The organism is Cohnella ginsengisoli (assembly GCF_029525555.1).
In the GTDB taxonomy this organism is placed as follows: Bacteria; Bacillota; Bacilli; order Paenibacillales; family Paenibacillaceae; genus Cohnella; species Cohnella ginsengisoli.
Genome location: NZ_JAPDHZ010000003.1, coordinates 899,296 through 921,442, shown reverse-complemented (window position 1 = coordinate 921,442; position 22,147 = coordinate 899,296). Strand labels below are relative to the sequence as shown.

The window sequence follows — 22,147 nt, the reverse complement described above, 5'->3', positions numbered from 1 at the left end:
GACGATGACGCATACGCTGTCCGGGAATTAGCGGGCGGCGTATGCGCCTTCGCGCATTTTCACGCAGGAGGAATAGGGAATGAACATCACCATGGGGCTCGCCCCGGACAGCTACAAATACGTATTCGGCGTCTACCATAAGTTCGGCGCGCCGTTCGACCCGGACCGCAAGCTCTCATTGACCTGCGGCCGCCGCGACCGTGCAGCCGCGCAGCTGTTGATCTACGCGGACGAGGAGCTGCTGGTCTGCGTCGGCGAGGACGCCGCGTTCGACGAGCGCGGGCCGATCGACGTCCTGCGCGTGAGCGCGAAGGTGCCCGGACTGGCCGAAGGCAGCGTCCGCGCCAGCCTGGTCGGCCTCGTCGAGGATGACGACCGGCAGCTCAAGTCGGACATCCTCCTGCGGCAGACGTCGCTCCGCGTGGACAGACGGCGAGTGCAGCCGGTCTGGATCGAAGCGGAGATCGGCGAGGGTGCGGCTCCGGGCGTTTATCGGGCGGAGATCACCGTCTACCGCCGACGGATGTTCGAGGACGAGCGGGTGGAGGCGACGCTGACGTTCGAGATTGTCGTACACGAAGTGACGTTGGGTGCGCCCGCGGACCAAACGTTTTATCTCGACCTGTGGCAGCACAACGCCAACATCGCGCGAAAGTACGACGCCGAACTGTGGAGCGACGGCCACTTCGAGGTGCTCGAGCATTACGTCGCTTCTCTGGCTGCGCTCGGACAGAAGGCGGTCTCGCTCGTCGTCTCCGAGATCCCCTGGTCCGGGCAGGCTTCCTGCTACGACCGCATCGATCCCGCCAATCTGTTCGAGTACAGCATCGTCGGCGCGGCGAAGCGGGCGGACGGCACGTGGGCCTACGACTACCGCGCGCTCGACCGGTACGTGGAACTGTGCGAACGGCATGGGATCAAAGACGAGATCGAGGTGTTCGGACTGCTGAACATCTGGGTGTACGAGGATGCGGGCTACGGCGGCATCATTGCGGATCATCCGGATGCCGTACGCATCCGGTACCGCGACGAAGCCAGCGGCACGTACCGCTTCATCCGGGAGCGGAGCGAGTTCGAAGCGTACGTCGTCGCGCTGGAGAAGCACTTTACCGATCGGGGGTGGATCGACCGCGTGCGGGTGCTGGCCGACGAGCCTTCGGACCTGCCGCTATTCCGCAAGCGTCTCGGCGCCATGCGCAAGATGGCGCCTTCCTTCCAATATAAAGCCGCTATCGCCCACGCGTCGTTCATGGAGGAGGAGGGGATCGTCGATCACGTGCCGATCCTCGACTGCGCGGGACAAGAGCATGAGCAGATTATGGCGATGAGGGAAGGAAAAACGGGGCGGACGCTCTATTACGTCGCCTGCGACGTCAAGCATCCGAACACGTTCATCACCTCCCATTTGATAGAGGCGCGCGCCATCCCCTGGATCGTCTGGCAATTGAGGCTGGACGGCTTCCTGCGCTGGAACTACACGGTATGGCCGACCGATCCGCTTCGCAAAATCTCATATCACCATCCTTTTTTCCCGGCGGGCGATACCAACTTCGTCTACCCGGGCCGGGACGGCCGGCCGCTGCTGAGCTTGCGCTACAAGCTGCTGCAGAAGGGGATACGGGACTACGAGATCATCGCGCGCTACGTGCGCGAGGGCGGCGACCGAGAGCGGCTCGATTCGCGCATGCGAAGCGTCATCCGTTGGGAGAGCCCGGCCGATCTGCATCGGGACGCCAGGCGGCGGATCGAGGAGCTGATCTCGCTCGACGAAGCCGACTACGACGGGCTGATCGCGGAGCTGCTGGGCGAGCTGGCTGACGGCCCCGAAGCCCGCTAATCAGAATCAGGACGACGCTTCCTGCCGAGAGGCCGGGGCGCCGCTTCGCGCAACCCACCAGGCGACCGCGCTCCTCGGTTCGAGCGCGACTTCTCCGGCGTGCGGTAACGGCACGGTCTCGCCGCTCCAGAATGCCGTCCATGCGCAGTCCGGCGCGAGAAAGTCCGCAGGGACCTTCTGCGTCCGGCAATCGTCGCCGAGGTTGAACAGTACGAGCAGTCTCTTGTTCGGATCGACCGTCTCGGCCGCCACGATCGGCAGCTCGTCGCCGTCCGGCTCGAACAGGTTCAGCGGGATACCGCGCCGCACGGGATGTTCCAGAAGGCGGGCGAGCAGATCGATGCCGGCGGCGTTCAGCTTCGGGAGCGCGTCTCCGAGCAGGAGATCCCCTCCCGTCACATAACAAGCGAGCAGCAGCGTCCTGGCTTCCTCCAGGTTCATCTCCCTGCCTGCCGCCCAGCCGCCGCCGAGCCCCCACGGATTTTTCGCCAGGCGCCGGTTAAGCTGAGGATCGTCCGTCGTCTCCGGGCAGCGTACGATGGCGGTGTCGGGATCCGTATTGCCGACCGACTCCTGCATCCACCATCTTGCCAGCATCGAGCGGATGTTGTGGCGGATATGACTCCAATAATTGTGGATGTCGCCCGTCGTTCGGTGCGCGTCCGCGATGCCGATGACGGACTCGTACGGCGCGCCGCAGGCGAGCAGATAGGCGTCGGGGCCGATCGCCTCCCGGACGACCTCGAACAGTCGCCGGATCATGCCGGCATGCGATAGGCGCGGATCATGGAAGGTCGAGGCGCCGAGCAGCAGCTGGGCGAAGTCGCATTTGAAATAAGCGAATCCTTCGGCGCGCAGACGCTTGAACGTCTCGCGAATGTGCGCCTCGACTTGCGGGTGCGTAATATCCAGCTGGACCATGCTGCCGTAGCCCGCATTTTCGACAAAGGGGTTGCCTTTCTCGTCGCCGACGAACCAGCCGGGATGGTCGCGGTACAGCGGCGTATAGACGCTCGCCATGAGCGGCGCCGTCCAGATGCCGGGTTCGAAGCCTTCGGCGCGGATCTGCGCGCAGAGCGTCCCGAGCCCCTGCGGAAATTTCCAGCCGGCATCCCAGACGCCCCACTGGCATTCGTAGCCTTCGTCGATGACGATATACCGCAACCGTTCGCCGAAACGTCCCCGCGCCTCCGACGCATTGGCCAGCACGTCCTCGGCCCGGACTGCGCCAGCGCAGTAGTCCCAGCTGTTCCAGCCGGTGATCCGCGCAGTGGGGGGCTCGAACTTCATCGCGGCGAGCCGCTGCCGGATCAGGTCCGCGTATTCGGAGAGCAGCGCGTTGCCGTCGTCCCCCTGCAGCACGATGAGATTCGCCAGGACGACGCGCTCGCCCGGGCCGATGCTGCGCGGCGCGCGGAGATGGAAGCCGAGTCCGAAGGGGCCGTCGCGGTGGGCCTGCGCGTGCAGGACGGCGATATCGACGAAGCAGTCGCCATAGGGCGGCAGCGCGCCGAGCAGGACGCAGCTGCCCGTCCGCCGATGACGGAACGCGCTCACCATGCCTGAGGGTTCGGCGCCGGGCGACCATGCCGCGGGCCGATGGATCGGGCGTACGCCGCATGAGCCGGAGAAGTCGCGGGCATGATGGAGCTGGACGTAGTCCCGCGCATCCAGCGTGTCGCCGAGCCGTGCGGCGGACCACTCCAGACGGATCTCCCGGAGCGATAGCGGTTCGTGGCCTTCGTTGCATACGGATACCGTTTGTACGTCGGTACCGTCGCCGGACGACAGCGATACGACGAGCCGATCCATTCGGAACGTCGGATTGACGTCCGTATCCGATGCCGGGAACTCGCCTTGCTGGCTGCGATCGGCGCATACGGCTGCGACGGTTGCTTTACGGAGGGACGGCCATTCGAATCTCATGTGAATCCTCCTCGTGAAGACGCATGGATCCCGGAAGCTAGACCGGGTCGTATGAAGCTAGCTTAGCAGAGGACTTGAATCTTCGAAGCACGCGATATTGCACTTTTGTATGTTCAAGGGGACGATCGAATTGCTATATTGATACATAAGTGAACGATCGCGACATACGGAATCCAATGATCGGCAGCGAGGGGGCGGTTGAACGTGGACCATGCGATTGAACGGGGGATTTGGCGCCGCCTGGCATGGGTATCGGCCGTTTGCGCGATGTGCGCGGCATGCCTTGGCGGATGCGCCGGAGGCGGCGGAAGGGGAGAAGCGGCGGGCGCTTCGGCGACCGGGCTCAATCCCGTCAACCTGATCTGGTATTATCCGCAATACCAGTCTAATCCCGACCAACAGCTCGTGAACGATGCGGTAAACGAAATCACGCGGGCGAAGCTGAACGCTTCCGTCGACCTGCGCCCGATCGACTTCTCCAATTACGAGCAAAAGCTGAACACGATCGTCGCTTCCGGCGAGCAGATGGACATCGTCTGGACCTCGAACTGGCTGTTTCCATGGACGACCAACGCGAAAAAGGGCGTATTCCAGCCGATCGACGAGCTGCTTGGCCGGTACGGCGGTCAATTGCTCGCGTCCATGGACGAGAAATACTGGAACGGCGGCAAGCTGGGTGGAAAGCAATACGCGATCCCGAACTATCAGATCTCAGCCATGCGTCCGAGCCTCGTCATTCAAAAGCGATTCATCGACAAATACAGGCTGGACGTCTCCAAGATCAAGCGGATCGAAGATATCGAGCCCTTCCTGAAGCAGATCAAGGAAGGAGAGCCGGATATCGTTCCCTTCGGCACGACCAAAGGCTTCTATACGAACCTGCTCTACGGCATCGATTGGATCGTGCCCGTCTACCGGAACGATCCGACGCCGACCGTGCTTCCGGACGTGACGCCGGAGATGCGGGCCAATTTTGCGATGATGCATGACTGGTATATGAAAGGCTATATCAATGAAGATGCCGCGACGCTGAAGGATGCGGCCGAAGCCTATAATAAAGGAAACTCGGCGGTATGGTTCGATATCACGGGCAAGCCGGGCTCCGAAGTCGAGTACAAAGCGGCGGACGGGGGATACGACGTACAGCTGGTACCGCTCGTCCGGTCGGCCTTCGTCGGGGCGGGCAGTTCGATGAACGCGATCGGCCGAACGTCGGCGCATCCGGATCGGGCGGTCATGCTTCTGAATCTCGTGAACGCGGATAAGGCGCTGTACAACCTGCTCGTTTACGGCATCGAAGGCAAGCACTATACGAAGACGACCGGCAATTTCATTAAAGTGAATCCGGACGGCGGCTATTTTACGAATACGGATTGGGTGTTCGGCGACATCCGCGGCGAATATTTGCCCGAGGGATCCCCGCCCGACAAGATCGAGCAAACGATCAAGGCGAACGAAGAGGCGTCTGTCTCCGCCTTCGAAGGGTTCGAGTTCAATTCGGACCCGGTCAAAACGGAGATCGCGAACGTCCGTGCCGTCAACGACGAATATTATTCCGCCCTCGCCACCGGGACGATCGACCCGGCACGCTTCCTGGCGGAGTATGAAGACAAGCTCACGAAGGCGGGAGCCGGCGTGATCGTGCAGGAGAAGCAGAAGCAGCTGGACGCATGGCTGAAGGCGCGGGGCAAGGCGTAGCTGGGCCGGGCAGGTGCAGGTAATAATGTGCTGCATCGTTATTCCAGCCCCAAGGCGCGATAGCGGAACAAATTTCCCCTATGCCGGCCCAAACCGCGGCGCTGTAGCGCGATAGCGGAACAAACTTCCGCTATGCCGGCCCCAACCTCGGCGCTGTGGCGCGATAGCGGAACAGACTTCCGCTATGCCGGCCCAAACCGCGGCGCTGTAGCGCGATAGCGGAACAAACTTCCGCTATGCCGGCCAAAACCGCTGCGCTGTAGCGCGATAGCGGAACAAACTTCCGCTATGCCGGCCCAAACCGGGCGCTGTGGCGCGATAGCGGAACAAACTTCCGCTATTCCCGCCCAAGCACCAGTTTCCAACCAAATAACGATGTGCTGCATCGCTATTCCACCCCAAGCACCGGTTTCCTGCCAAATAACGATGTACCGCATCGCTATTCCCGCCCAAGCGCCGGTTTCCGGCCAAATAACGATGCACTGCATCGCTATCCCCGCCTGAGCACGAGTTTTCCCTGAAATAAGAGCAAGCCACATCGTTACTATAGCCCCACATGCACGACGCTGCAGCCGCGAATGGCGGGAAATTTTCCGTCCGATTCGCGGCTTTTTTCGTTTTCCCGGGCCGCGTGCGCAATCGCGCAGTAAAAAACAAATCGCGCACTCGACCGGAGAGGAAAGTACGATTTCTTCACTTTTCTGCGCCCCAAAACCGCGATATCGTCAGGTCAGAGCTCGTCGCAAGACGCAAATCCAAGCAGCAGGGAGGACGCCGGCCGATGAAACGCGGCAAGTTTTTAAAGTTTGTGAGCAGGAACGGCGAATTGTTTATTTTCTCGCTTCCCGCGATCATCTACATTTTCATCATGTCGTATGTCCCGATGTTCGGCGTAATTATCGCATTCAAAAATTACGTGTACGACAAGGGCATTCTGGGTAGCGAATGGGTCGGTTTTAAAAACTTCAAGTTTCTGTTCGAGAGCGAAAACGCCTATCGGATCACGCGGAACACGGTGCTTTACAACTTGGGCTACATGTTCATGACGACCGTATTTTCGCTGGCGGTGGCCATCTTGCTCCACGAAGTCGCCAAGAAGTGGCTGAAGATTTACCAGACGGCGATGATCCTGCCTTTCTTCCTGTCGTGGGTCGTCGTCAGCTACATTACGATGGCGTTTCTCGATCACCAGAACGGCTTCTTGAACGGCTGGCTCGAGGGAATCGGGCTCGATCGGGTTCAATGGTACTTCAAAGCCAGCGTATGGCCCTACATTCTCAATGCCGTCCATTTATGGAAGGCCATCGGCTTCTCGGCGCTCGTGTATTTCGCCGGCATCCTCGGCATCGACGCTGAACTGTACGAAGCGGCCAAGATCGACGGCGCCAAACGATGGCAGATGATTACCAACGTCACGCTCCCTCAGTTGACCCCGCTCATCATCATTCTGCTGATCATGAGCGTCGGCAATATGTTCCGCGGCGACTTCGGCCTGCACTACTTCATCCCGAACAACAACGGCATGACGTACGCCACGACGGACATTATCGACACCTACATTTATCGGGCGCTCAGCGAGCTGGGGGACGTCAGCATGGCTTCCGCCGTCGGTCTCTATCAATCCGTCGTCGGGCTCATCCTCGTCGTGCTCGCCAACTACACCGTCCGCAAAATCAACGAAGAAAATTCCTTGTTCTAAGGAGGACAGCTCCATGACCGCCAAGACCATGACCGCCAACACCGCGACAGTCACGACAGCGACCGCCAAAAAAGTCTTCGTTCAAATGGTCGACGCTCATCATTCACCTGATTTTTATCCTGATCACGCTTAGCATGCTCGTGCCGTTAGCGCTCGTAGTCATCGTATCGCTGACGGATGAAAACTCGATCCTGCATCACGGGTACCGGATGATTCCGGACAAATTCTCCTTTGCCGCTTACGAATACTTCTTCAAGTCGCCGGACGCGATCCTGCGCGCTTACGGCGTGACGATTTTCGTCGCCGTCGTCGGTACGATCCTGAGCCTGATCCTGACGGCCAGCATGGGCTATACGCTGTCGAGAAGAGATTACGGCCTGGTGCGGCCGACCTCCTTCTATGTTTTCTTCACGATGCTGTTCGGCGGCGGGCTCGTCCCGTTCTACATTCTGGTCACGCAATATCTGCACTTGAAGGATACGATCTGGGCGCTGATCGTGCCGGGGATGCTCAGTCCTTTCTACGTGCTGATCATGAAGGGCTTCATGTCCAAGATTCCGTTCGAGATCATCGAGTCCGCAAAGGTGGAGGGCGCGCGGGAATGGCGAATCTTCGCGCAGCTGATCCTGCCGCTGTCCAAACCGTCGCTCGCGACCCTCGGATTGTTCATCATGTTCAACTATTGGAACGAATGGTTCAACGCGCTGCTGTTCATCGACAACGAGCGGCTGGTGCCGCTGCAGCTGCTGCTGGTGCGGACGATGAACTCGCTCGATTTTATCACCTCGCGGCCCGAATTCGCGCTCGTCATGTCCAACTTCAATCTGGCGAACTTCCCGAAGACCGCGGCCAAGTTCGCGATCGCCATCATGTCCGCGGGTCCGATGCTGCTCGTCTTCCCGTTTTTCCAGCGCTTCTTCGTCAAAGGCTTGACCGTAGGCGCGATCAAGGGATAAGCGCGACCGAATATCAGGATATCCCATTAAAGGCGCTGGGAAAGGCGGTGAAGGCGGTACGGTTGCGCGGCGGCCTTTAATCTATCGATAGGCATCATCATCCAACTTTTCTCGGGAGGGTTCATGTTGAAAAAAACAAACAACGTCAAATTCAAATTTCGGACGACGCTCCTCACGTCGATCTCGTTGGCGGCCGCGCTCACGGCTGCAGGCTGCGGCAACTCCAACAACAATAATACGGACGCTTCGCCCAGCGCAGCCCCGTCCGGCAGCGCCAGCTCCACGGCATCGGCGGCGGCTTCCGGCAGCGCCTCTCCTTCGGCCGGCAGTGAGCTTCCGCCCGTCGAGCTGACCTGGTATTATCCGCAGAACGCGGCAAATCCCGATCTTCAGCTCGTGAACGACGCGGTCAACAAGATCACCAAGGAAAAGATTAACGCGACGATCAAGCTCATGCCGATCGACTTCGGTACCTACGAGCAGAAGATGAACACGACGACGGCGGCCAGCGAGAAGATCGATATCATCTGGACCTCCAACTGGCTGTTCAAGTTCGATACGAACCAGCAAAAGGGCGTATTCCTGCCGCTCGACGATCTGCTGAAGACGCACGGACAGAAGCTGCGCGATTCGATGCAAGATAAGTTCTGGGACGACGCCAAGCGGGACGGCAAGATCTATGCCGTGCCGAACTTCCAAGTGTCGGCCAGCCGTCCGTCGCTCGTGCTTCAGAAGCGGTTCGTGGACAAATACAACCTCGACCTCAGCACGATCAAGAAGATCGACGACATCGAGCCGTTCCTGAAGCAGATCAAGGACGGCGAGCCGGGCATCACGCCGTTCGGCACGACCAAGGGCTTCTACACGGGCCTCATGTACAACATCGACAACAAGGTCGAGGTTTACAGAGACGATACGACGCACACCGTTTTGCCGGACGTGACGGACGAACTGAAGCATAGCTACGAGCTCGCGCACTCCTGGTACACGAAGGGCTACATCATGGAGGATGCCGCGACGCTGAAGTCCGCAGCCGACGCCTACAACAAGGGAACGACGGCCGTATGGTTCGACGTGACGGGCAAGCCGGGCTCCGAGGTCGAGTTCAAGGTCTCCGACGGCGGGTACGACGTCGTGCTCGCGCCGCTGGCGCAGTCCACGTTCACGGGCGCAGCCAGCACGATGAACGCCATCAGCCGCACGTCCAAAAATCCGGAGCGCGCGATGATGTTCCTCGAACTCGTCAACACCGACAAGGAGCTGTACAACACGCTCGTTTACGGCATCGAAGGCAAGCACTACACGAAGACGACGGGCGACTACATCAAGATCAATCAGGATGCCGGCTACTTCACGAACACGGACTGGATCTTCGGCAACATCACGAACGAGTATCTGCCCGAAGGCTCTCCGGCCGATAAGATCGCGCAGACGATCAAGGTGAACGATGAAGCGTACGTATCGCCGTACACGGGCTTTGTATTCGACACAGAGCCGGTCAAGACCGAGATCGCCAACGTGAACGCGGTCAAGGAAGAGTACGGCGCTTCTCTCGGCACCGGCACGCTCGATCCGGCGAAGTACCTGCCGATCTACGAAGAGAAGCTGAAGAAGGCCGGCGTCGAAACGATCCGCGCCGAAAAGCAAAAGCAGCTGAACGAGTGGCTCGCCGCAAACGGCAAGAAGTAAGCGCCGCCTGGCGGATTGATGAACGCGCGGAAAATAGAACGGGGCTCGTCCCCGTCTATTTCTCGGCGCCTGAGAGAAACGAACGATGGGAGCGGCTCGCAGGAAGCCCGCGACAGGCATGGGCAAGTCGGGGCGAACGGCGAGGCATACTGCAAAGCATTCGATGGAACCATAATTCAATCCTTGGGAGGGTTTAGTTTGCTTAAAACGAACATCGGCAAATTCGGTTTCCGAACCACGCTCCTCGCTTCCATCTCGCTAGGCATGGCGCTCACGGCGGCCGGCTGCGGCAACGGCAACAACAATAACGACCACGCCTCTGCAAGCGCTTCCCCGTCGGGCAGCGCCAGCGCGTCTCCTTCGGCTTCCGCCAGCGCGTCTCCTTCGGCTTCCAGCGCGTCTCCGTCGGCGAGCAGCGAGCTCCCGCCCGTCGAACTGACCTGGTACTATCCGCAAAACGCGGCGAACGCCGACCTTCAGCTCGTGAACGACGCCGTCAACAAGATCACCAAGGAAAAGATAAACGCCACGGTCAAGCTGAATCCGTTCGACTTCGGCACGTACGAGCAGAAGATGAACACGATGACCGCCGCAGGCGAGAAGATGGACATCGTCTGGACGTCCAGCTGGTGGTTCAAGTTCGATCAGAATCAGCTGAAGGGCGCATTCCTGCCGCTCGACGATCTGCTGAAGACGAGCGGACAGAAGCTGTACGATTCGCTGGATAAGAAGTTCTGGGACGACGCCACGCTGCAAGGCAAGATCTATGCGGTTCCGAACTTCCAATTCTCCGCCCAGCGCGCGAGCGTCGTCATTCAGAAGCGGTTCATCGACAAGTACAAACTCGATACCAGCACGATCAAGAAGATGGAGGACCTTGAGCCGTTCCTGAAGCAGATCAAGGAAGGCGAGCCGGGCATCACGCCGTTCGGCACGTGGAAGGGCTTCTACACGGCGCTGCTGTACGGCATCGACACGAAGGTGCCGGTCTACTACGACGATCCGACGAACACCGTCCTTCCCGACGTGACGGATGAGATGAGGGCCAATTATGCCCTCGCGCATTCTTGGTATACGAAGGGCTATATCAACCAGGATGCCGCGACGCTCAAGTCCGCAGCCGACGTTTACAACAAAGGAACGACGGCCGTCTGGTTCGACTGGACGGGCAAGCCGGGCTCCGAGGTCGAGTACAAGGCCGCCGACGGCGGCAACGACGTCGTGCTCGTGCCGCTCGGCGAGCCGGTATTCACGGGCGCGGCCAGCACGCTGAACGCGATCAGCCGCACGTCCGAAAATCCGGAGCGCGCGATGATGTTCCTCGAACTCGTCAACACCGACAAGGAGCTGTATAACACGCTCGTCTACGGCATTGAAGGCAAGCACTACACGAAGACGACGGGCAACTTTATCAAGATCGACCAAAACGCGGGCTACTTCACGAATACGGACTGGATCTTCGGCAACATCACCAACGAATATCTGCCTGAAGGCTCTCCGGCCGACAAGATCGAGCAGACGATCAAGATGAACAACGAGGCGCGCGTATCCAAGTATAACGGCTTCGTCTTCAACGGCGAGGCGGTCAAGACGGAGATTGCCAACGTCAACGCGGTGAACGGCGAATATGCCGCCTCGCTGGGCAGCGGTACGCTCGATCCGGCGAAGTACCTGCCGATCTACGAGGAGAAGCTGAAGAAAGCGGGAGCCGAAAAGATCCGCGCCGAGAAGCAAAAGCAGCTGAATGAATGGCTGGCGGCGAACGGCAAGAAGTAAGCTGAACCGATAAGAAGCAATTGAAATACCGACGCGAAAATAGACTGGGGCTCGTCCCCGTCTATTTTCTGCGCGGTACGGGAGGCAACAAGGATGAAAATCGCGCTGCTGCAGGGCAAGGAACAGCGGGAAAAGGTATTCAAGCAGGAGCATCTCGACCGGCTCCGCAAACTCGGCGACGTCGTCGTCAACGAGACGGCCGGCGACCCTTCGGAGGCGCAGCTAGAGGCGCTGATCCGGGACGCCGACATCGCGGTCACGTCATGGGGCTGCGGTCCGTTAACCGCGCGCGTGCTGGACGCGGCGCCGAAGCTGCGGCTGGTGCTGCACGCCGCGGGCTCGGTGAAGCCGATCGTCACGCCCGAGCTGTGGGAGCGAGGCATCCGGGTATCCAATGCGACGGCCGCGTTGGGCCAGGGCGTGGCGGAGACGGCGCTCGGCTTCACGATCGTATCGCTGAAGGACATGTGGCGGCTCGTCCGCGAGACCCGGGACGGCGGCTGGGGCGACGGCTCGAACGTGCGCGAGGTGTACAACGTCAAGATCGGCGTCGTCGGCGCAGGCAAAGCCGGCTCTCACTATATCAAGCTGCTGCGGCAGTTCGACGTGGACATCGTGCTGTACGATCCGTTCGTCGGAGATGAGCAGGCGAAGGCGATGGGGGCGCGCAAACTCGATCTTGAAGCGCTGCTCGCGCAGAGCGACGTCATCTCGATCCATCTGCCTTCCTTGCCAGAGACGCACCATATGTTCAACCGTGAACGGCTGGCGCTTATGAAGGACGATTGCGTGATTATCAATACGGCCCGCGGTTCGGTCATCGACGAAGAGGCGCTGGCCGAGGAGCTTCGCAAGGGCCGGTTTTTCGCTTGCCTGGACGTGACCGAGCCCGAGCCGCCACGGGCGGACCATCCCTTCCGCGGACTGCCGAACGTCGCGCTCACGCCGCATATCGCCGGCGCCGTCAACAACGGGCTGCAGCGGATCGCGCAGTCCGTCGTGCTCGACGCGGAGGCGTTCATGGACGGCGAAGCGCTCGCCGGCGAAGTGCGCGCAGACCAGATGCACTTATTGGCTTGAACGAGAAGGAGGCGTAAGCGCGATGTCGAACTACGTGACCATCAGCTGTCTGGGTCCCCGGCCGCTCGCCGTGCCGGCGGACGTCTCCGACGAAGAGGCGATCTCGCGGATGATCGCCCATTGGCAGGCGCAGCTCGACCGGGTGCTCCCCGACCGGCCGGACCTGATCGTCCTGCCGGAAGCCTGCGACCGGCCGGATCCGCTCGGCTTCCCGCTTGAACGGCGCCTCTCGTATTACCGCGCGCGCCAGGATCGGATTCGCGACTTTTTCGCGGACGTCGCGAAGCGGCACGGCTGCTATATCGCCTATCCGGCGCATGTCGAAGCCGAGGACGGCATGTGGCTGAACGCGATGCAGCTGATCGACCGCGCGGGCGGCGTGACTGGCGCTTACGTCAAGAACCATCTGACGCCCGACGAGCACGTCAAGACGAACATCCTGTACGGCGGGGAAGCGCCGATCTTCGAATGCGACTTCGGGCGGGTGGCGTCCGCGATCTGCTTCGACCTTAATTTCGAGGAGCTGCTGCGTCGCTACGCTGCCGCGAAGCCGGATCTGATTATTTTCCCTTCCATGTACCACGGCGGGCTGATGCAGGGGTACTGGGCGTACGCCTGCCGGTCTTACTTCGCCGGAGCGGTCGCGGGCGCGCCCTGCACGATCGTGACGCCGCTCGGCGAGGTCGCGGCCGGCAGCACGAACTACTATTCGTTTATCACGACCCGCGTCAATCTCGACTACGTCGTGCTTCATATCGACGAGAACGACGCCAAGTTCCCCGCGATCAAGCGTAAATACGGTCCTTCGGTCGTCATCCACGATCCCGGCTACCTGGGGTGCGTGCTGTTGACGAGCGAATCGAAGGACGTTACGGCGGACGATATCGTGGCGGAGTTCGGGCTGGAGCTGATGGACGACTACTTCGCCCGGGCAGACCGGTCGAGGCGCGCGCCGGGTCGGATGGCACCTTGATAGGGAGGCATGCGATTTGAAAATCGGAATCGTCGATCTGGATACGTCCCACCCGAACGCCTGGGTGCCGATTCTGCAGCAGATGGGACACGAGGTGACGGCCGTATACGACGGCGGCACGGTGCAGGACGCGGGCGCGGCCGGCGCGTTCGCGAAGACGCACGGCATCCCGGTCGTCTGCGACCGCCTGTCGGAGATGCCTGCGCTGGTGGACGCGGCCATCGTCCACAGCGTGAATTGGGACCTGCATGTCGAGCGGGCGCGTCCGTTCGCCGAAGCGGGCAAGGCGATCCTGATCGACAAGCCGATGGCGGGCAGCGCGCGCGACATCCGGCAGCTGCTCGCGTGGGCGAGGAGCGGCGTCCGGATCGCCGGCGGCTCGTCGCTGCGCATCTGCGAGGAGGCCGAGGCTTGGCGCCGGACGCGCGATCCGGCGGATCGCGTCGTGACCGCGCTGGCCGGCTGCTCCGTGGACGACTTCAACTACGGGATCCACGCGTACGGCCTGCTGCTCGCGATCATGGGACCGGGCATTGCGAGCGTCAGGTCGGCCGGCATGCACATTCAGCATCAGGTTGAGCTCGTCTGGCGGGACGGCCGCAGGGCATTCCTCAGCGTCGGCGAGACCGCCGGTTACTTGCCCTTCTACGCAACGATCGTCTCGGAGCGGGAAGTCCGGCATATCCAGGTCGATGCGGACAGACTGTACCGATCCTTCCTTGCGGCCGCGATGCCCTATCTGGCGGGCGCAAGCACGAACGTTCCACCCTTTCCGTCTTTAGGCGAACTGCTCGAGGCGGAGCTCGCGGCGCTGGCCGCAAGACGCTCCTTGCTGGAGGGCGGGCGGACGGTCGTCCTCGACGAAGCGGCGGTCTCGTCCGAGCCTGGATACGATGGAGCGGCGTTCGCCGCTCAATACCGCATGAAAGCGAGAGGGCAGACGCGATGATCACGATCAAGAAGACGAGTCTGAATACGGCGCGCGAGCCGCTGGCGGCGCCGTTCGGCTTCAAGGGCGGGTACGTCGACGAGCTGTGGCAGTCCGTCGTCTGCCTGGAGGACGACCTAAGTAACCGGGCGACGGGACTGGGCGTCCAGAGCGTACTGTGGTCCGGCCCCGAAGTGCATGCGCGATGGGGCCACGAGCGGGGCAATGCGTTCATGCAGACGATCACCGCGCACGCGCTGGAGACGGCTGCCGGCATGTCCTTCGGGACGCCGCTCGATCTGCTGGACGGCCTGACCGGTCCGACGCTCGCCTACGCGGACAGGGCGTGGGGACGCGGCAGGCTCCGCGCCACCTTCGGGCTGAACGCGCTCGTGCCGGTGGACCATGCCGCCTGGGCGCTGCTCGCCAGGCGCCACACGGACGCCTCCTTCTACGAGATGATACCTGAAGCCTACCGCTCCGCGCTGACGGCCCGACACGACCGGCTGGCCTGCACGCCGGTCGTGTCGTATGGCATGACGGCGGCGGACGTCGAAGCGCTGCTGGACGAAGGCTACTTCGTCCTCAAAATCAAGCTCGGGTCCGATCCGGACGGCGACGGCGATCCGGACAAGATGCTCGCATGGGACATCCGGCGGCTCGAGGAGATTCACCGGATCGCGGAGCGCCGCGACTGTCCGCATACCGCGAATGGGAAAGTCGCGTATTATCTGGATATCAACGGACGCTACGCCGGCACGGAGCCCTTGCACCGGCTGATCGAGGCGGCGGAACGGACCGGCGCGCTGGACCGCGTCCTGGTCGTGGAGGAGCCGTTTCCCGAGCATGTGCATGCGAGCGTGGCGGACCTGCCCGTGCGGGTGGCCGGCGACGAGAGCGTGCACGACGAAGGGGATGCGATAGCGCGCATCCAAATGGGCTACGGCGCGCTTGCGCTCAAGCCCGTCGCCAAGACGATGAGCATGAGCCTGCGGATCGCCCGGACGGCGGCCGCCTACGGGATCCCTTGCTTTTGCGCGGACCTGACGGCGAACCCGGTCATGGTCGATTGGAACAAAAAACCTGGCCGCGCGACTCGCGCCGCTGCCCGGATTGGACATGGGGCTGATCGAATCGAACGGCGGGCAGAACTACCGGCATTGGGCGGAGATGGCGCGCCGCCATCCGCTTCCGAATGCGAGCTGGATCGGCGCGTCGTCCGGCATGTTCCGGCTCGACGAGGCGTTTTACGCGCGCAGCGGGGGCGCCCTCGATCGAAGCGATTATTACGATTTGCTGTGCAATCTGGATTAGCAATCATTTCAACCGCTGTCATAATGAAGCTTTTCATACGGTCTGTAATGGAGAAAAGTGCGGATTTTGCACTTTTCTCTTCGTTTGTATTCCTGTTAAGGTAGAGATGGAGGGATCAGCCATGACACACTACCTGCGAAAATACAGAGAACGCAAATACTTGATGCGCATCATGATCTCGATCAATCTATTGATCGTGGCGTCCATGCTGGCTTCTTTGCTTTCTGCGTACATGTATTCGAGGAAGATCAGTCTCGATTCTCAGCGCGAAGCCAACGAGAAGGTTCTCTCCCAGATCAACTACAACATTTCCTACATGAACGAGACGGTCAAAAACTTCGCGATCTCCCTCTATTACGATAACGATATGGCGCATCTGCTGTTCAGCCGTGAGCTGGACCGCTTCGAGGATACGCTGCGGATCAACAAGCTCAACAAGACGATCGCCTACAACTCGTTCGTTCATTCCATCGTTTTTTTATAACAGCAAGCGGGATACTTACTTCACGAGCGGCGACGATTCCATCTCGAATCCGAAGAGCAATCTCATGGACATTACGAAAAGCTATCTGGCCGGCACCAAGTCCATTTATAAAATGCAGCTGATGCCGATCGCCTACGCGCCGAACACGGAGCGCCCTGAAAATTCCCAGGAGATCTTTTCGTTATTTATGTACGATTCGCTCGAAGCCTACAACAAAACCGACAGCGCTCTCATCATCAATATCAAGCCGGAGTGGCTCTTCCAGAAGCTCGAGCTGATGAACGCGAGGTCCGACGATCCGTCCAACCGCATCTTCATCCTCGACCAGAACAAGGAGATCTACAGTCCCGTCGCGCCGGCGGACGAAGGACTCTCCGAGCTCAAGGACGAGATTTATAGAAGGATCGACGCCTCGAACCAAGCGGTGTCCCAATTCACCTACAAGCTGGACGGCCAGAAGCAGATCGTAAACTATATGGCGAACGCGTCGACGGACTGGGTCATCGTGGACATCGAGCCCTATACGGGCGTGCTGGCGCAGATCGAGCAGCTGAAAAAGGTGTTCATTACCGTAGCCGCGATCTCCTTTTCCTGGCGCTCCTCGCTTCCCTCTTCGTGTCCAACAAGCTGTACAATCCGGTCAACGTGCTGCTGAAGCAGACCGAGCGCGTGCCTGGCGTGGCGAAGGATCGGCCGCAGGGCAAGGACGAATTCAGCTACGTTACGGATATTTACGACCGACTGGTCGACAAACTCGCCTCGGAGCAATCCAGGCAAGCCGGCAACGAAAATATTATCTGCTCTTATCACCTTCGCAAACTCGTGACGGACAGCACCGCGATTACGGCGGAAGAGCTGCGGTCGTTCCGCGAACGGGGGTACCTCAAGACGGACCTGGAGTGGCCCTTCGTGCTCGGCGTCATTAAGGTAGACGACTACAAGAAGCTGAAAAACACCCGGGGATTGGATCTGAAGCTGCTGCAGTTCGCCGTCTCCAACATCGTGCAGGAGGTCGTCTCCGAGGTCCTCCCTGTGGACGCGGTGGATCTTCGTGAGGAGCATTTCGTGCTGCTGTTCGACATCGGCAAGCCGGACGAGGATACGTACGAGCGAATCTCGGCGTCCATGCGCAAAGCGCAAACGATCGTAAACGATCTCTATCACATTACGTTCACGGTGGCGCTTAGCGATCTCGTTCCGTCGTACGGCGAGCTGACCTATTCCTACGAACGGACGCTCGACTATTTGCAGTATCGGATGAACGTCGGCGCGAACGCGGTGATCACGCCCGATATCGTTCGGGAAAAGCAGGACAATCACGACGCGCAGATCCCGCCCGAGCTCGAACGCAAGCTGATCGAGGGGATCAAGTCGGGCCGGCAAGAGCAAGTCCATCAAGAGCTGGACCGGATTCGGGGCGTCATCTCCGGCATGAGCTCGGACGCGGTCATCCAGTCGGTCGTTCACGTCGGCATCATCATCAAGCAGACGATCCGCGAGATCAACCAGAACAAGGTATCTCCGCTGACGCTCGACCTGCGCTCCGTCGACGGGCTCGTGTTCGAAAAGGAGACGCTCGACGAGATTTTCGAAGCGTTCGTTCAGATTCTGGGCGCGATCTTCGTCGATCACAAGGCCGTCGTCGAAAACAAGGTCCAGGTCATCGTCGATACGATCAAGGACGTCATTCAGTCGAACTACGCCAATACGAATCTCAGCCTCCAGGAGATCTCGGATCTGCTCAAGATGTCGCCGGCTTACGTGGGCCGGATCTTCAAAAAAGTTCGAGACCATATCGGTGGCCGACTATATCAACGAGGTCCGTCTGCAAAACGCGGTAATCCTGCTCGAAAAAAAACAACTGGCAGGTCAACGAGATTTCGGAGAAGGTCGGGTTCAGCTCGCAAAGCTACTTCTTCAAGCTGTTCAAAAAGCGTTTCGGCACGACGCCGAAGGATTACCGGATCAAAAAAATCGATGGGAATGTAAGTGCAATATACTAAAATCCATATCGTTGAGCGCGACAAGGGGGAAAAGTGCAGATTTTGCACTTTTTTCTTTCCCGTCCTGCTACTGTATGAGGTGCGGATTGAACCGATCCGCCATCTGACAAGAGGAGGTATGGTTCTTGTACAAGAAGCAGAGATCGAAGCTTGTTTCCAGCATGGCGGCATTTATGATTGCATTATTGGCTATCGGGGTCGTGCCTGCGCCGGGCGCGCAGGCGGCAACGAATACGTACCACGTCTCGAAGACGGGCAGCGACGCGGCGGACGGCTCGTCCGCGACGCCTTTCCTGACGATCGGCCAGTGCGCGACCGTCATGCATCCGGGAGATAAGTGCCTGATCGACTCGGGGACCTATCGCGAGACGGTCAGACCGGCCGAAAGCGGGACGACCGGCCAGCCGATTACTTACGCGGCGGAGCCTGGCGCGACCGTCGTCGTCAGCGGCACCGAGGAGATCGGCGGCTGGACGCTGGATTCGGGGCATATCTATGTCGCCGACCTGCCCACGGGCATGAACAGCCTGGGCGACCAGAACCAGCTCTTCATTCGGGACGGCAGCGACGTCACGACGCTGTGGGAGGCCAGATGGCCCAATATCGACGACTACACGCTGCCCGAGCTGAAGAAACACGTAGGGATCGCGTCGGGCGGCTCGGAAACGACGCTGTCCAGCGATCAACTGACGCAAGCCGACGGGTACTGGGTCGGCGCGACGATGTGGATGCGGGGCGGCGACGCTTATGACCCGGTATCGACCAAGATCTCCGGCTTTGACGCGGCGACGCATACGCTGAGCTACCCGAAGATCATCCAAAACTTTGACTATATGTGGCCCAAGCAGGGGTCCACCTTCTATCTGTCGGGCCTCCGCAGCGAGCTGGACGCGCCGCACGAATGGTACGTCGACTCGGCTGCGCGCAAGGTGTACCTGTGGGCGCCGGACGGCGGCAAGCCGCAGAACGTCGAGATCAAGCAGCGCCTCAAGACGTTCGATCTGAGCGGGCGCTCCTATATCCATCTGGAAGGGCTGCAGACCTTCGCGGGCAGCATCCCGATGGATGGCGGCGCGAGCTACAACGTGCTCGACGGCATCACGGCCGAATATTTGTACTTCTCCACCGAGTCGCACGGCACGTCCGTCGCCCACCAGCTCACGGGCGGCATCAATATCGGCGGCAGCAACAACGAGGTTAAGAACAGCCATATCGCCTACTCGACTGGCACGCTGATCAACATCGACGGCAGCAACAACCGCATCGTGAACAATTCCATTCACGACGGCAGTTACTTCGCGGCCTACGATCCGGTGGTCAAACTGTCGACGGGCTCCCAGAACCTCATCAGTCACAACGACATGTATAATTCCGGTCGCTACATCCTCTACTGGAACAGAGGAAGCGCGGAGATTCAATACAACGACATCCACGACGGCATGTGGCTGTCCCGCGACGGCGCGCTGATCTACAGCTGGGGCGCGGACATGGGCAACAGCGAGATTCACCACAACCTGATTCACGACAGCAAGGGCACGGACATGAGCGTCGGCTTGTACTTCGACAACTACGCCTCCAATGTCGTCGCCCACCACAACGTTATCTACAACAACAACGTCGGCATTCAGCTGAATACGCCGGGCAATTATCGGCTGATCTACAACAATACGGTCGCGAACAACGACGTGAGCAGCGTCGGGTACTGGGGCTCCGCGCCTTACGACCAGGAGCTGTACGGTTCGAGGGTGTACAACAACATCTTCACGAACGCGGTATCGCTCACGGCGGATACGGCCAGCGGGTACAACACGGTATCGGCCAGCGGCGTGAACTTCGTCGATCCTGCGAATCGCAACTACCGTCTCGGCGCCGGTTCTACGGCCATCAATACGGGGGCCTTCATCGAGGGCATCACGAACGGGTACGCCGGCGCGGCGCCCGACGCGGGCGCTTACGAGTACGGCGGCGCGGACTGGACGGTGGGGCCGGACTTCAACCATCCGCCGAATCCGTCGTATACGCAGATCGTGACGCCTTATATGAACCTGGTCAAGAACAGCGGCTTCGACGGAACGCTGGACAACTGGCTCGTATGGACGCCGGCGACGACGACGCTCGAGCAAGTGTCGAGCATCGCCGGCACGACGGCCTGGAAGAAGAGAGGTTATCAAAACGTTCTGAAGCTGGGCAAGGGCGGCGGTCTCGAGCAGAAGATCACGGGCCTGAAGTCCGACACGGACTATAAGTTCGTCGCCTGGGTCTACAACGAACCGGGAGAGACGATCATCGTCGGCGTGACGCAATACGGCGGAGCCGACAAAGATGTCTCGACCAAAGAAGAGAAGTATACGCGCATTGAAGTGCCGTTCCATACGGGACCGGATATTACGAGCGCGCGCGTGCGCATCTACAAGAGCAACGCGGCGACTGGCTTCTCCTACGCGGACGATCTCGGCTTGTTCGAGACCACGCCGTTCGACTCGGGCGTGAGCGATTCGCTGCTGAAGGAAGTCAGCGTCAACCTGCCGAATCCGGTCTTCACGGCGGGCGACACGGGCACGATCCCGCTCGTCGGCACGCAGCAGAACGGCCAGGCCGCGGATCTGTCCGGCGCCGACGTTCAATTCACGTCGAGCGACAGCAGCGTCCTTCGCATCGACGGCGTGACCGGGGGCCATGCGTCCTTCACTGCGCTGGCGCCGGGACAGGTCACGGTCGAAGCGATCGCCGTCAAGGACGGCATCACGAAGGCAGCCACGAAGGTGATCACGGTGTTCCCGAACGGCCCGCTGGCGCCGATCGGCGACTGGTCGGTGCGGACCTATGGGACCAACAGCCGAGGCTTCGCCACGGTGTCCGGCACGGCCTATAACTTGATCGGCCAAGGCGACAATGTTTGGAACGCGAGCGACGACTTCATTTACTTCAGCAAGCCCGTGCATGTCAACGATCCGAATGCGACGGTCACGCTGACCGCGACGATCGATTCGCTCGGCGCCGGCGACCCGGCATCGGTCGGCCTGATGTTCCGCGCTAAGGACACCGCCGACGCCAAGCACGTGCACTTCCGCACGGACGGCACCGGCAAGGTGCTGCGCTACGTATTCCGCAACGAGGAGAGCATCCTGGACGCGCAGAAGCCCGTAGCCGAGCAGAAGTATTGGGGATCGCAAACCGGCCTGCTGCTCGACTTCCAGGGCAAGAGCATCGCTGCGCCGTTCCAGATGAAGCTGGTGAAGACGGGCAACAACGTTGAAGGGTTCTACCTGAAAGACGGCGCCTGGGTATCCATCGGCAGCACGACCGTCGAATTCGATGGCGGCGACTTCCTCGCGGGCATCGGCATGTACAGCGGCGCGGGCAAGCTGCCTGTCAAGGCGGTCATCTCGAGCCTGGACGTTCAGATCGAAGGCGACGCCCCGCCGGCGGACACGACGAAGCCGACGCTGTCGGTCCAGCTCGACAAGGCGTCCGTCTGGCCGCCGAACCACAAGATGGTCACGGTCGACGCCGCGGTGACGGCGAGCGATGAAGGATCGGGCCTGGACTCGGTCGTATTGACGTCTATCGCGAGCAATGCGCCGGCGAGCGCCGCCAATGACATTATCGCGGCTGTCGGTACGGACGCGCGATCGTTCCAGGTGCGGGCGGAAAAAGGCCGCGTATACACCGTCACCTACACGGCGACCGACAAGGCGGGCAACCAAACCGTCGCGACCGCCACGATCACCGTGCCTCACGATCAATCCGGCAAATAAACAATCGGCCGCAGAGAAGGAGTAAT

At 60.5% G+C, this 22,147-nt stretch carries 15 protein-coding genes; 14 read left to right on the top strand and 1 reads right to left on the bottom strand.

Annotated features, from left to right (window positions below; genetic code table 11):
• Positions 1 to 79: 79 nt before the first annotated feature.
• The gene (locus OMP38_RS15605; RefSeq protein ID WP_277565957.1) at positions 80 to 1,837 is read left to right on the top strand and encodes a DUF4091 domain-containing protein; all 1,758 of its coding nucleotides are present in this window, start codon (positions 80 to 82) and stop codon (positions 1,835 to 1,837) included.
• Positions 1,838 to 1,843: 6 nt separating this feature from the next.
• On the opposite strand, the gene OMP38_RS15600 is transcribed toward OMP38_RS15605, so the two are convergent.
• Entirely contained in the window at positions 1,844 to 3,763 is a 1,920-nt protein-coding gene (locus OMP38_RS15600) for a glycoside hydrolase family 36 protein (protein WP_277565956.1), read from the bottom strand.
• A 204-nt stretch (positions 3,764 to 3,967) separates the two neighbouring features.
• Between OMP38_RS15600 and OMP38_RS15595 the strand changes: the two genes are divergently transcribed.
• The 13 genes from OMP38_RS15595 to OMP38_RS15535 all read left to right on the top strand — a co-directional run bounded on the left by OMP38_RS15595 (position 3,968) and on the right by OMP38_RS15535 (position 22,121).
• Entirely contained in the window at positions 3,968 to 5,461 is a 1,494-nt protein-coding gene (locus tag OMP38_RS15595) for an ABC transporter substrate-binding protein (RefSeq protein ID WP_277565955.1), read from the top strand.
• 781 nt (positions 5,462 to 6,242) lie between these two features.
• Entirely contained in the window at positions 6,243 to 7,160 is a 918-nt protein-coding gene (locus OMP38_RS15590; protein ID WP_277565954.1) for an ABC transporter permease, read from the top strand.
• 134 nt (positions 7,161 to 7,294) lie between these two features.
• Positions 7,295 to 8,116, top strand: coding sequence for a carbohydrate ABC transporter permease (locus tag OMP38_RS15585; RefSeq protein WP_277565953.1), 822 nt, complete (start codon positions 7,295 to 7,297; stop codon positions 8,114 to 8,116).
• 123 nt (positions 8,117 to 8,239) lie between these two features.
• The gene (locus OMP38_RS15580) at positions 8,240 to 9,805 is read left to right on the top strand and encodes an ABC transporter substrate-binding protein (protein ID WP_277565952.1); all 1,566 of its coding nucleotides are present in this window, start codon (positions 8,240 to 8,242) and stop codon (positions 9,803 to 9,805) included.
• Between the two features lie 198 nt (positions 9,806 to 10,003).
• Positions 10,004 to 11,581, top strand: coding sequence for an ABC transporter substrate-binding protein (locus OMP38_RS15575; RefSeq protein ID WP_277565951.1), 1,578 nt, complete (start codon positions 10,004 to 10,006; stop codon positions 11,579 to 11,581).
• A gap of 93 nt (positions 11,582 to 11,674) precedes the next feature.
• A complete protein-coding gene (locus OMP38_RS15570; protein ID WP_277565950.1) occupies positions 11,675 to 12,661 on the top strand; it encodes a hydroxyacid dehydrogenase in 987 nt (328 codons plus the stop codon).
• A 22-nt stretch (positions 12,662 to 12,683) separates the two neighbouring features.
• Positions 12,684 to 13,634 (top strand): carbon-nitrogen hydrolase family protein, encoded by a 951-nt coding sequence (locus OMP38_RS15565; RefSeq protein WP_277565949.1) that lies wholly within the window; start codon positions 12,684 to 12,686, stop codon positions 13,632 to 13,634.
• 16 nt (positions 13,635 to 13,650) lie between these two features.
• Entirely contained in the window at positions 13,651 to 14,583 is a 933-nt protein-coding gene (locus OMP38_RS15560) for a Gfo/Idh/MocA family oxidoreductase (protein ID WP_277565948.1), read from the top strand.
• On the top strand, positions 14,580 to 15,980 hold the full coding sequence (locus OMP38_RS15555; protein WP_277565947.1) for an enolase C-terminal domain-like protein: 1,401 nt from the start codon (positions 14,580 to 14,582) through the stop codon (positions 15,978 to 15,980). The genes OMP38_RS15560 and OMP38_RS15555 overlap by 4 nt, the downstream gene beginning before the upstream one ends.
• Before the next feature lie 17 nt (positions 15,981 to 15,997).
• Positions 15,998 to 16,360 (top strand): hypothetical protein, encoded by a 363-nt coding sequence (locus OMP38_RS15550; RefSeq protein WP_277565946.1) that lies wholly within the window; start codon positions 15,998 to 16,000, stop codon positions 16,358 to 16,360.
• A gap of 64 nt (positions 16,361 to 16,424) precedes the next feature.
• A complete protein-coding gene (locus tag OMP38_RS15545; protein WP_277565945.1) occupies positions 16,425 to 17,015 on the top strand; it encodes a cache domain-containing protein in 591 nt (196 codons plus the stop codon).
• Between the two features lie 1,222 nt (positions 17,016 to 18,237).
• The gene (locus tag OMP38_RS35900) at positions 18,238 to 18,363 is read left to right on the top strand and encodes a helix-turn-helix domain-containing protein (protein ID WP_420869697.1); all 126 of its coding nucleotides are present in this window, start codon (positions 18,238 to 18,240) and stop codon (positions 18,361 to 18,363) included.
• 125 nt (positions 18,364 to 18,488) lie between these two features.
• A complete protein-coding gene (locus OMP38_RS15535; RefSeq protein ID WP_277565943.1) occupies positions 18,489 to 22,121 on the top strand; it encodes a right-handed parallel beta-helix repeat-containing protein in 3,633 nt (1,210 codons plus the stop codon).
• Positions 22,122 to 22,147 lie beyond the last annotated feature (26 nt).